Below are 12,343 nucleotides of genomic sequence, written 5' to 3'. Positions count from 1 at the left end.
TGAACTCAGCACATGATTCACGGGCCCCATCGCCGGCAAGCCGGCTCCTACAGGGTTTCTCATATGTTTATATGGAATAAATAAATAGTTATTTATTCCTTTTGTTGTTGGTGGGAATGGCGCATTTTGAGGGCCTGCGCATTCGTGCGGATTGACCCAACCGTAAAAGGAAAACCGACATGACCATCAAAGCGATCAACGTGCGCAACCAGTTCAAGGGCGTGATCAAGGAAATTCTGCTGGGCGAGGTGGTGTCCGAAATCGACGTGCAGACCGCGTCCGGGATTGTCACTTCGGTGATCACCACCCGTTCGGTACGCGACCTAGAATTGAAGGTGGGCAGCGAAGTGATTGCCTTCGTCAAATCCACCGAAGTGTCCATCGCCAAGCTCTGAACCCAAACCTGCGCATACCTTTATAGGCGCCGGCAAGCCTGCGCCTACACGGGTCTTCAGCGGTTTTTCAGGCTGCGTTCCAGGCGTGAAATACCTTCTTCGAGCAACGCCCGCGGGCAGCCGAAGTTCAAGCGCACGAACTGCTGGCTGTCATCGCCAAATTCCACGCCTGCACTCAAGCCTACCTTGGCCTGCTCCAGGAAAAACCGCTGCGGGTCTTCCAGGCCCAGGGCGCTGCAATCGAGCCAGGCCAGGTAAGTGCCTTGCGGGGCATGCATGGTCACCCCCGGCAGGCGTTTTTGCACTGCATCCAGCAGGTAGTCGCGGTTGCCTTGCAAGTACGTCAGCAACGCCTTCAACCATTCACCGCATTGGCTGTACGCCGCCCAGGTGGCTTCCAGGCCCAGGGGGCTGACACTGTCGACCATGCCGCAGCGCGCCTTGTTGAAGCGCTCGCGGATGACTGGATCCTGGACAATCGCAAAGCAGGTCTTCAGGCCGGCGACGTTGTAGGCCTTGCTGGCCGACATCAGGGTAATGGTGCGCCGCGCGATCTCTGCGCTCAGCGATGCGGTGGGGATATGCCGGCGCCCGTCAAAGCACAGCTCGGCATGGATTTCGTCAGAGATAATCAGCGTGCCCTGTTCCAGGCAGGCAGTGGCCACCGCCAGCAATTCCTCGCGGGCGAACACCTTGCCCAGGGGGTTGTGGGGGTTGCTCAACAGCAAGGCACCGGCACCTTTCAAGGCCTGGCGCAAGGCGGGCAGGGGGGTGAGGTATTCGCCCTGGGCGCTCAGTTCAAACGGCACTTCGATCTTCGGCAGGTTCCAGTTGCCGGCCGCATGGCGCAGCGGCGCGTAGTTGGGAGTCTGCAAGACCACCGACTGGCCCGGTTGGACGAAGGCGTGCAGGGCCATGTTGAAACCCGGCTCGACGCCCGGCAGGAATAACAGTTCATCGGGCTGCACGCGCCAGGCGTACTTGTCCCACAGGTCGCTGATGATCGCTTCGCGCACTTCTGGCCGGGCAACGCTGTAGCCGAGCATTTGCTGGTCCAGGCGCGCGTGCAGGGCCGTGAGGATCGCCGGTGGGGCGGCGATGTCCATGTCGGCAATCCACATCGGCAAGACGTCTTCGGGGTAGCGGCTCCACTTGGTGCTGCCGGTGCCGAGGCGAGGGTGGATCGTGTCGAAATCAAAGCTCATGGGGGCGCTCGTGTCAGGAAGGCGGGCGAAGAATCGCGTCGATTCTAAGTCAGCCGGCCTGATAGGTCATCAACTGCTCCTCGCACAGGATGCGGATGGTGCGCCGTTGCACCTCGATCAGGCCGGCGTCAACCAAACGATGCAGAATCCGCGAAAACGTCTCTGGCTGAATCCCCAGTTTGGAGGCTACCAGGCGCTTGGGCACTTGCAGCACCACATCACCACTGGCCAGATCGCGCTCCTGGACCAGGAAGTTGATGACCCGGCGACTGGCATTGGCCAGGCTCAGGGTGTCGATGTCCTTGAGGCGCTGATGCAGGTGGATGCTCATGGTGCCGAGGATCGCCAGGCAGATCTGCGGCTGGTCCTCCAGGGCCTTGCGGTAATGATGGCCCTCGATACTCACCAGCACGCTGTCCTTGAGCGCCGTGGCACTTACCGGGTAGGCCTTGGCCTGGCTGAACAGCAGGGCTTCGGCAAAGGTCTGGCCGGGGCGAATGACCTCCACCAGATGTTCCTGGCCTTCGCCGGTGACCCGGTGCAACTTGATCTGGCCGCTGACCAGCAGGAAAAACCGCTCGGCGGGGTCGCCCTGGTGCATCAAGGTGATGTGGGCGGGCAAGCGCTTGAGATTGGCCAGGGTGCAGATGTCCTGGAAAATCTTCTCCGGCAACGGGCTGAACAGATGATGCCGGCGTAGGGTTAAAACGATGGATGGGTGGGTCAGCATGGCGTACCTCCGCTCCCGTCCATGGTAGAGCGTGAGGCCTGTGGGGCCTATGCCTCGTTGGAGGTAGCCCCGTGGAGGCAGTGGCCCTGCAGCAGCGCCGAAAATGCATCGCGCGCCGGATGGCAACCTGCGTTGGCATGCCAGTAAAACCGGTTGTCGATGCGCTTCAGTTCCGCGAACACATGGCCTTGCCAGTTGGCGCCCTGGCGATATTGCTCGTAGATCCCCCGGGGCACCAGCGCGGCGCCGCTGCCGGCACTGACACAGCCGATAATCGTGCCGTAGCTGACGATGCTGATGGCGTGGGTGATATTGGCGCAGCGGCCTTCGGTGATGGTGATGGTGGGGACGGTGAGTGGGGGCGTTGACGGTGAAAGCGAGGCGGCCTTAGAGCCGATCTGATCTTCAAATCGTACGCGTGCTCCTGTGGGAGCGGGCTTGCTCGCGATGGTCGTTAACGATGAAAAATGAATACCTGACACTCTGATGTTTTCTTGCGGGCGCCATCGCGGGCAAGCCCACTCCCACAGGGGAATGGCTTGCCCGCCGGGCCTGGGCCAGGCTCCGAGTGGTGGGGCAAGAGCGCTTTGCTTCCTTTGGCGCTCTTCCAAAGTGAGCCGCCGTAAGGGCGGAACCAATAGTAGCCGTGACCGCAGCAACGGATATGTACACAAACCTGAGAATCACTAAAGAGATGTGTAGATACCTATGCTGCGATGGCGGTGCATCAGTCCCTACCCAGCCTGACGCAAATGCTCCATCGCCCAAACCGCCGCTTCCACCCGCGAGCGCAGCCCCAGTTTGTGCAGCAGATTCTTCACATGCACTTTCACCGTGCCCTCGGTAATCCCCAGCTTGTGCCCGATCACCTTGTTGCTATAGCCCCCGGCAATGGTCTTCAATACCTGCCGCTCGCGTTCGGTCAGTTCCACTGCCGCGTGGGGCTGGGGCGAGCGCAAGGCCTGGGCCAGCACCCGGGTCAGGCCGGGGCTGATCACCAGGGCGCCGTGCAGCGCATCGCGGATGTACTGGATCAGCAGTTCCGGCTCCATGTCCTTGAGCAGGTAGCCGTTGGCATCCAGGCGCAGGGCGTCGCGGATGTCGTCTTCGGCATCGGACACGGTAAACAGCAAGACCTTGCCGCCATAGGCCATGGCCCGCAGCTGGCGCAGGGTTTCCAGGCCGTTCATCTGCGGCATGTTGTTGTCCAGCAGCACCAGGTCCGGTTGCAGCGACTCGATCAGGCCCAGGGCTTCCTCGCCATTGCCGGCTTCGCCCACCACGTGCAGGTCGTCTTCCAGTTCGAGCATCTGGCGCATGCCGTGGCGCATCATCGGGTGGTCGTCGACGAGCAGGATGCGGTGGCGTACAGATGGGGTGATGAGCGCCGTGTTCATGACAAGCTACCTTCTGGTAAAGAGTGCCCGAGGAATTCCGGGCGAAACAGCAAGTGCACCCGGGTGCCCTGAGGCTCGCGGGAGGAAATGTCCAGTTGACCGTGCAGGCTGCGAGCCCGTTCGTCCATGATGGTCAGGCCGTGGTGTTCGCGCTGGTCCACCGGCTCGCTGAAGCCGCGGCCATCGTCTTCAATGCTCAGGCTCACGGTTTCGCCGTTCTGGCGCAGTTGCAGCCAGGCGTTTTCGGCGTGGGCATGGCGCAGGCAGTTGGACAGCGCTTCGCGGGTTACCTGCAACAGGTGGATCTGTTCACTGGCCGACAGTTGGAAGGCCAGGGCATCCACATGCAGGTGCACCTGGAACTCGCCACGCCGCGAGAACTCCTCGGCGGTGTCTTTGAGCTCCTGGACCAGCCCGGCATCGTGGATTTGCAGGCGAAAGGTGGTGAGCAACTCACGCAATTGCCGGTAGGCGTTGTTCAGGCCTTCGCGCAGTTCACCGGTGACGGTTTCCAGGGTGGCCTTGGGTTCGTCGCGGCGCAGCAGGGTCTGCATGCGGCTGACTTGCAGCTTCATATAGGACAGGGCCTGGGCCAGGGAATCATGCAGCTCGCGGGCGATGATGGTGCGTTCGTCCAGCAGCAATAAACGGTGGTCCTGCTCGCGCTGGCGCTTGAGGGACAGCGAGGTGCCAATCAGGTTGGCCAGGGCCTGGATCAGTTGTTGCTCCCAGGCTTGGGGGGCATGGCCGTCGACAAAATGCGCCTTGAGTTCGCCCAGTTCCGCGCCCTGGTTGCTGATGCTGAACACCTGGGGCGGGGCCACGTGGTGGCGCTCGCAGGTGGCGCAGTCACCGATGGCGCAGACGTTGCGGCTGTTGCCGCCATGCAGCGCGAGCATCTGCTGCGCCGGGGCGAGGAAGTGCCCTTGCAGGCACAGCGACAGGCGCAGGCCCGGCAGGCGTTTCTGGAAACGCCGGATCAATTCGTCGAGGCCTTCGGCGTTGGCCAGGCGCGTGGCCAGGCTGCGGCTGCTCTCGTAGAGCAGTTCCAGGGCGGCGTTGGCCTGTTGCAGGTTGAGGGTTTTGTGCTGCACCTGGCTTTCCAGGGTGCGATGGGATTGCTCGATGGTTTCGGCCAGGGTGTTGAAGCTCAGGGCCAGTTGCCCCAGTTCGTCCTGGGAGCGGTGATTGACCCGGGTCTGGTAATCACCCTCACGAAAGCGCCGGGTGGCGTCCACCAGTTCCTTCAAGGGCGTGACCACGCCGTACTGCAACTCATACAGCCCCAGCAGCAGGATGATCAGGGTGCTGAACAGCGCCAGGCCCTGGATCAGCTGTTGCCAGCCTTGTTTGTGCTCACTCTGTTGCTGCAACAGGCTGACGAACTGGTTCAGTTGCTCGACAAAGGCCGGTGCGCGCTCGCGAAAGAGCGCGCCGTCGCCGCGCTCGATGGCCGGGCGCAGTTCCTGGTTCCAGTGTTGCTGGATCTGCCGGTAGCTCTGTTGCAGGGCGCTGTGGGGGCCGTCTTCGAGCACCGCTTTCAAGGATTGGCTGTCCAGGCGCCGTTGCAGGCTCTGGGTGATGGCCAGGATCTCGTCGGCGGGGGCGTGGTCGGCGAGTTTCCAGCTCAGGTGGTAGGTCTCCATGCGCACCGAGCCTGCGGTGTTGATGGCCGCGCCGTCGCCCTGGCTGAACCAGGCGATCAGCCCGGCGCTCAGGGAACTGGCCAGGGCCAGGATCGCAATCAGGATCACCGCGACACCGGCGCGTGCGGGCAGGGAGCTGCGCAGCCAGTTAAACATCACGGCGTAATCGAAGGGGTAAGGACAACAGCATGGCGGCACCTGGCATAGGAAACAGTATTGGATTCTGCATTCCCTGGCGCACTACCTCTAAAGAGTTGCCGGCGAACCCTCCCACGGGAAAAAGCCGGCACAAGAGACCAATCCATTGATAAATAAAGACTTTCTCTTGTTATTTGGTCTACCTCTTAAGAGGTAGATGGGCCAAGCATAGGCCAATACCCCCCAGGTGGACGTTGATCTGGGTCAAGTTCCTGGAGGACGTCGCCCCTAACCTGCGCTCATGGAATCACTTCTGGGAGCGCAAACCGTGACTCAACCCCGTGTAAGACAGGGCCTGGTGCTGGGCATGAGTACACTGGCCTTCACCGTGTGCTTTATGGTCTGGATGATGTTCGCCGTGCTCGGCGTGCCGATCAAAGAGCTGCTGCAACTCAACGAAACCCAGTTCGGCCTGCTGGCCGCCACCCCGGTACTGACCGGCTCCCTGGTGCGCCTGCCCCTGGGCCTGCTGACTGACCGCTTCGGCGGGCGCATCGTGTTCTTTGTCTTGATGCTCGCCTGCGTGCTGCCGCTGTACCTGATCACCTACGCCACCGCCTTCTGGCAATTCCTCGTGCTGGGGCTGTTTGTCGGCCTGGCCGGCGGCTCGTTTTCGGTGGGCATCGCCTACGTCGCCAAGTGGTTCGACAAGGACAACCAGGGCTTTGCCATGGGCGTGTTCGGCGCTGGTAACGCGGGGGCGGCGGTGACCAAGTTTCTGGCGCCGGCGCTGATCGCCCTGGGTACCTGGCACCTGGTGCCAAAGGTGTTCAGCGCAATCTTGTTTATCACCGCGCTGCTGTTCTGGTTCCTCACCAGCGAGAACAAGGCCCACCGCAGTGCCGGTGGCGCCACCTTGCGCGAACAACTGCTGTGCCTCAAGGACCCGGCCGTGTGGCGCTACTGCCAGTACTACTCGATTGTGTTCGGTGGCTACGTGGCCCTGGCGCTGTGGGCGACCAAGTACTACGTGCAGGAATACGGCTTCAGCCTGCAAAGCGCTGCGCTGTTGGCCGCGTGTTTTTCCCTGCCCGGTGGCGTGCTGCGCGCTGTGGGCGGCTGGATGTCCGACCGCTGGGGCGCACAGAGCGTGACCTGGTGGGTGTTGTGGGTCAGTTGGATCTGCCTGTTCCTGCTCAGCTACCCGCAGACCCAATTGCAGGTGCAGACCGTCAACGGCCCGCTGGATTTTCATATCGGCCTCAATGCCACCCTGTTCACCGTGCTGCTGTTTGTGATGGGCATCGCCTTCGCCTTCGGCAAGGCCTCGGTGTTCAAGTACATCGCCAATGACTACCCGCAAAACATGGGCGCGGTGTCCGGCATCGTCGGCCTGGCGGGCGGCCTTGGCGGCTTTGTCCTGCCGATCATGTTCGGCGCCCTGGTGGACCTCACCGGCGTGCGCTCCTCCTGCTTCATGTTGATGTACGGCGTGGTCTGGGTATCCCTGACCTGGATGTACTTCAGCGAAATCCGCAAGCAACCGCTGCTTGGTAAAGCGGCGGCCCAGCCTCTCCAAGGAGAATCTGCATGACTATCGCGCAAAAGCCCGACTCGGGCCCGGTGATCCACGACTGGCGCCCTGAAGACCCGGCGTTCTGGGGCGCCAGCGGCAAGCAGACCGCGACCCGCAACCTGTGGATCTCGATCCCGGCGCTGCTGTTGGCCTTCGCTGTGTGGATGGTGTGGAGCACGGTGATCGTGCGCCTGAACGCCATCGGCTTCAGCTTCACTACCGACCAGTTGTTCTGGCTGGCGGCGTTGCCGGGCCTGTCTGGCGCCACGTTGCGCGTGTTCTATTCGTTCATGGTGCCGATCTTCGGTGGCCGCCGCTGGACGGCCCTGAGCACCGCGTCGCTGCTGATTCCATCACTGTGGATGGGCTTCGCGGTACAAGACCCGAGCACCTCCTACAGCGTGTTTGTATTGATCGCGCTGTTGTGCGGCTTCGGTGGCGGCAACTTCGCCTCGAGCATGTCCAACATCAGCTTCTTCTACCCCAAGTCCCAGCAAGGCACGGCCCTGGGCCTGAACGCCGGCCTGGGTAACCTGGGGGTGTCGGTGATGCAGTTCTGCGTGCCGCTGGTGATTACCTTCGGCGTGTTCGGCCTGCTCGGCGGCCAGCCACAGACCCTGGAAGATGGCAGCCAGTTGTGGTTGCAGAACGCCGGGTTTATCTGGGTGCCGTTCATCATCACCGTGACCCTGTTTGCCTGGTTCGGCATGAATGACCTGTCCAGCGCCCGCGCTTCGTTCAGCGAGCAGGCGGTGATCTTCAAGCGCAAGCACAACTGGCTGATGTGCTGGTTGTACCTGGCGACCTTCGGTTCCTTCATTGGCTTTTCGGCCGCCTTCCCGATGCTGATCAAGACCTCGTTCCCAGACGTCAACGCCCTGAAATTCGCCTTCCTCGGCCCGCTGGTAGGTGCCCTGGTGCGCCCATTGGGCGGCTGGCTGGCCGACAAGCTGGGCGGTGCGCGGGTGACCTTGTGGAACTTCGTGCTGATGATCGTGATGGTGTTCGGCGTCCTGCACTTTTTGCCCCTGAACGGCGAGGGCGGCAGCTTCTACGGCTTCCTCGGCATGTTCATGCTGCTGTTCATCACCACCGGCATCGGCAACGGCTCCACCTTCCGCATGATCCCGGTGATCTTCCGCACCCAGCATGAAAAAGCCAGTGCCGGCAAACCCGTCGCCGTGCGTGAGCAAGCCCTCAAGGATGCCAGCAAGGAATCGGCCGCCGTGCTGGGCTTCAGCTCGGCCATGGGCGCCTTCGGTGCGTTCTTCATCCCCAAGACCTTTGGCTCGTCCATGGCCTACACCGGCAGCCCGGCCATGGCGTTCTACATGTTTGTCGGCTTCTACCTGACCTGCATCGTCGTGACCTGGTGGTGGTATGCGCGCAAAGGCGCCGAGACCCCCTGCTGAGTCGACCCCGAATTCAAACCTTGCGTGGGCGGGGCACAGAACCCCGCGGCAAGCCTGAGAGGAAAGCACCATGAGTCATTTACTCGATCAACTGCGGTTCTTCAATCGCAAGCAAGACGAATTCTCCGAAGGTCACGGCGAGACCCGCAAGGAGTCCCGCGACTGGGAGAACGTCTACCGTTCGCGCTGGCAGTACGACAAGATCGTGCGCTCCACCCACGGGGTGAACTGCACCGGCTCGTGCTCGTGGAAGATCTACGTGAAGAACGGCCTGATCACGTGGGAAACCCAGCAGACCGACTACCCGCGTACCCGCAACGACCTGCCTAACCACGAGCCGCGCGGCTGCCCCCGTGGCGCGAGCTACAGCTGGTACATCTACAGCGCCAACCGCCTGAAGTACCCGAAGATCCGCAAGCCATTGCTCAAACTGTGGCGCGAGGCGCGCCTGACGCTGTCGCCGGTCGAGGCCTGGGCGAGCATTGTCGAGGACAAGGCCAAGGCCGACTCCTATAAAAGCAAGCGCGGCATGGGCGGCTTCATCCGCTCCAACTGGGATGAAGTCAACGAAATCATCGCCGCGTCCAACGTCTACACCATCAAGCAATACGGCCCGGACCGCATCGTCGGCTTCTCGCCGATCCCGGCCATGTCCATGGTCAGCTACGCCGCAGGTTCGCGTTACCTGTCGCTGATCGGCGGCGTGTGCCTGAGCTTCTATGACTGGTACTGCGACCTGCCGCCAGCCTCGCCGATGGTCTGGGGCGAGCAGACCGACGTGCCGGAATCGGCCGACTGGTACAACTCCAACTACATCATCGCCTGGGGCTCGAACGTCCCGCAGACCCGGACCCCGGACGCGCACTTCTTCACCGAGGTGCGCTACAAGGGCACCAAGACCGTGGCCATCACGCCTGACTATTCGGAAGTAGCCAAGCTCACCGACCTGTGGCTCAACCCCAAGCAGGGCACCGACGCGGCACTGGCCCAGGCCTTCAACCATGTGATCTTCAAGGAATTTCACCTGGATAAACCGAGCGCGTACTTCACCGAATACGCCAAGCGCTACACCGACTTGCCGGTGCTGGTAATGCTCAAGCCCATGACCGGTTTTGCGCCGGGTGCAGGCTTCCAGCCGGACCGCTTCCTGCGCGCCTCGGACCTGGTGGACAACCTCGGCCAGGACAACAACCCGGAATGGAAAACCATCGCCCTCGACGAAAGCGGCGAACTGGTCTCACCACAAGGCGCCATCGGCTATCGCTGGGGCGAGAAGGGCAAGTGGAACATCCTGGCCAAAGAAGGCGGTGAAGGCCGCGAGATCGACCTCAAGCTGAGCCTGATCGGCGAGGACGTCGCCGAAGTGGCATTCCCGTATTTTGCCGGTGAAGCCCACGACTACTTCCAGCACGTGGCCGGTGACGCCGTGCAGTTCCGTCGGGTGCCGGTGCACAGCGTGACCCTGGCCGATGGCACGGTGGCCAAAGTGGCGACGGTGTTCGACCTGTCGGCGGCCAACCTGGCCATCGACCGTGGCCTGGGCGGCAGCAACGTGGCCAAGGACTACAACGACGCCAGCGTACCGGGCACGCCAGCCTGGCAGGAGGCAATCACCGGGGTCAGCCGCGAGAAGGCGATCCAGATCGCCCGTGAGTTTGCCGACAACGCCGACAAGACCCGTGGGCGCTCGATGATCATCGTCGGCGCGGCAATGAACCACTGGTACCACATGGACATGAACTACCGCGGGCTGATCAATATGCTCATGCTCTGCGGTTGTGTCGGCCAGACCGGCGGCGGTTGGGCGCACTACGTGGGCCAGGAAAAACTGCGTCCGCAATGCGGCTGGCTGCCCCTGGCATTCGGCCTGGACTGGAACCGTCCGCCGCGCCAGATGAACGGCACCAGCTTTTTCTACGGCCACAGCTCGCAATGGCGCCACGAGAAGATGAGCATGCACGACATCCTCTCGCCGCTGGCCGACAAGTCGCAGTTCCCCGAGCACGCCCTGGACTACAACATCCGCGCCGAACGCGCCGGCTGGTTGCCCAGCGCACCCCAACTCAATACCAACCCGTTGCACATCTGCCGCGACGCGGCGGCAGCCGGTATGGACCCCAAAGACTACGTGGTCAAGTCCTGGCAGGACGGCAGCCTGCGCTTTGCCTGCGAGCAGCCGGACAGCCCGGTGAACTTCCCGCGCAACATGTTTATCTGGCGTTCCAACTTGCTCGGCTCGTCGGGCAAGGGCCACGAGTACATGCTCAAGTACCTGCTCGGCACCAAGAACGGGGTGATGAACGAAGACATCGGCCACAGCACCGAATGCAAGCCAACCGAGGCCGAGTGGGTCGAAGACGGCGCCATCGGCAAGCTCGACCTGGTGACCACCCTGGACTTCCGCATGTCCTCGACCTGCGTGTATTCCGACATCGTGTTGCCGACTGCAACATGGTACGAAAAAGACGACATGAACACCTCGGACATGCACCCGTTCATTCACCCGCTGTCGGCGGCGATTGATCCGGCGTGGGAATCGCGTTCGGACTGGGAGATCTACAAAGGCATCGCCAAGGCGTTCTCGGCCATGTCGGTCGGCCACCTTGGCGTGGAGCAAGACCTGGTGACCGTGCCGTTGATGCATGACAGCGTTGGTGAACTGGCCCAGCCGTTTGGCGGCACTGACTGGAAAAGCGCCGGCGTGGCGCCGGTACCGGGCAAGAATGCGCCGAACATGGCGGTGGTGGAACGGGATTACCCGAACATCTACAAGCAGTTCTCATCGCTGGGCCCGATGTTGGAAAAACTCGGCAACGGTGGCAAGGGCATCAACTGGAATACCGACGAGGAAGTCGAGTTCCTTGGCGAACTCAACCACCACGAAGGTGACGCGGGCATCAGCCACGGCCGGCCAAAAATCGACACGGCAATTGATGCGGCCGAGGTGATTCTGTCCCTGGCTCCGGAAACCAACGGCAAGGTCGCCTTGAAGGCCTGGGCGGCGCTGTCGGAATTCACCGGCATCGACCACAGCCACCTGGCGATTTCCAAGGCCCACGAAGCGATCCGCTTCCGCGATATCCAGGCGCAGCCGCGCAAGATCATCTCCAGCCCCACCTGGTCGGGCCTGGAAGACGAGCACGTGAGCTACAACGCCGGCTACACCAACGTCCATGAAAACATCCCATGGCGCACCATCACCGGCCGCCAGCAGTTCTACCAGGATCACCCGTGGATGCAGGCGTTCGGCGAGCAACTGATGAGCTACCGGCCACCGGTCAACACCCGCACCATCGAAGGGGTGAAGGACAAGCGCAGCAATGGCGAGACCGAAATCGTCCTGAACTGGATCACGCCGCACCAGAAATGGGGGATCCACAGCACCTACAGCGACAACCTGCTGATGCTCACCTTAAGCCGTGGCGGCCCGATTGTGTGGCTCTCGGAAATCGACGCCAAGCGCGCCGGGATCGAGGACAACGACTGGATCGAGTGCTTCAACGTCAACGGCGCGCTGACCGCCCGTGCGGTGGTCAGCCAGCGGGTCAAGGAAGGCATGGTGATGATGTACCACGCCCAGGAACGCATCGTGAACGTACCGGGTTCGGAAACCACCAAGACCCGTGGCGGCCACCACAACTCGGTGACCCGCGTGGTGCTCAAGCCGACCCACATGATCGGTGGCTATGCCCAGCAGGCCTACGGTTTCAACTATTACGGCACAGTCGGCTGCAACCGCGATGAATTCGTGGTGGTGCGCAAGATGGTCAAGGTCGATTGGCTCGATGGTTCCAGCGGTGATGATCTGCCGCGTCCATTGCCGACCGATATCGAGGAGAACTGA

General features: G+C 62.1%; 8 protein-coding genes and 1 pseudogene. 4 read left to right on the top strand and 5 right to left on the bottom strand.

The genetic code is table 11. From position 1 onward, the window contains the following. Positions 1–179 precede the first annotated feature (179 nt). Positions 180–395, top strand: a complete 216-nt coding sequence (locus tag ACSSVH_RS13975; protein ID WP_003173733.1) for a TOBE domain-containing protein — start codon at positions 180–182, stop codon at positions 393–395. Between the two features lie 56 nt (positions 396–451). Here the strand turns inward: ACSSVH_RS13975 and ACSSVH_RS13970 are convergent, their stop codons facing one another. From ACSSVH_RS13970 to ACSSVH_RS13950, 5 genes and pseudogenes are all read right to left on the bottom strand, one after another. Beyond that, positions 452–1,600, bottom strand: a complete 1,149-nt coding sequence (locus ACSSVH_RS13970) for a MalY/PatB family protein (protein WP_169953188.1) — start codon at positions 1,598–1,600, stop codon at positions 452–454. A 49-nt stretch (positions 1,601–1,649) separates the two neighbouring features. After that, complete coding sequence (locus ACSSVH_RS13965; protein ID WP_169953191.1) at positions 1,650–2,330, bottom strand: Crp/Fnr family transcriptional regulator; 681 nt, start codon at positions 2,328–2,330, stop codon at positions 1,650–1,652. Positions 2,331–2,377: 47 nt separating this feature from the next. Next, a pseudogene (locus ACSSVH_RS13960) lies at positions 2,378–2,629 on the bottom strand (LysR family transcriptional regulator); the annotation flags it as partial. A 435-nt stretch (positions 2,630–3,064) separates the two neighbouring features. Next, positions 3,065–3,712: a two-component system response regulator NarL gene (gene narL / locus ACSSVH_RS13955; RefSeq protein WP_169953316.1), complete on the bottom strand. Its 648-nt coding sequence runs from the start codon at positions 3,710–3,712 to the stop codon at positions 3,065–3,067. Between the two features lie 11 nt (positions 3,713–3,723). After that, positions 3,724–5,529 carry an ATP-binding protein gene (locus tag ACSSVH_RS13950; protein WP_170041289.1) on the bottom strand — a complete coding sequence of 602 codons (1,806 nt, stop codon included), beginning with the start codon at positions 5,527–5,529 and terminating at the stop codon, positions 3,724–3,726. A gap of 310 nt (positions 5,530–5,839) precedes the next feature. On the opposite strand from ACSSVH_RS13950, the gene ACSSVH_RS13945 reads away from it, so the two are divergent. The 3 genes from ACSSVH_RS13945 to ACSSVH_RS13935 all read left to right on the top strand — a co-directional run bounded on the left by ACSSVH_RS13945 (position 5,840) and on the right by ACSSVH_RS13935 (position 12,343). Next, complete coding sequence (locus ACSSVH_RS13945) at positions 5,840–7,105, top strand: MFS transporter (RefSeq protein WP_169953196.1); 1,266 nt, start codon at positions 5,840–5,842, stop codon at positions 7,103–7,105. After that, entirely contained in the window at positions 7,102–8,499 is a 1,398-nt protein-coding gene (locus tag ACSSVH_RS13940; protein WP_492633334.1) for a NarK family nitrate/nitrite MFS transporter, read from the top strand. Before ACSSVH_RS13945 ends, ACSSVH_RS13940 begins: the two co-directional genes overlap by 4 nt. 70 nt (positions 8,500–8,569) lie before the next feature. Further along, the gene (locus tag ACSSVH_RS13935) at positions 8,570–12,343 is read left to right on the top strand and encodes a nitrate reductase subunit alpha (protein ID WP_169953201.1); all 3,774 of its coding nucleotides are present in this window, start codon (positions 8,570–8,572) and stop codon (positions 12,341–12,343) included.

The organism is Pseudomonas sp. HC1(2025) (assembly GCF_058742075.1).
This window is presented reverse-complemented; position numbering and strand designations above follow the sequence as displayed.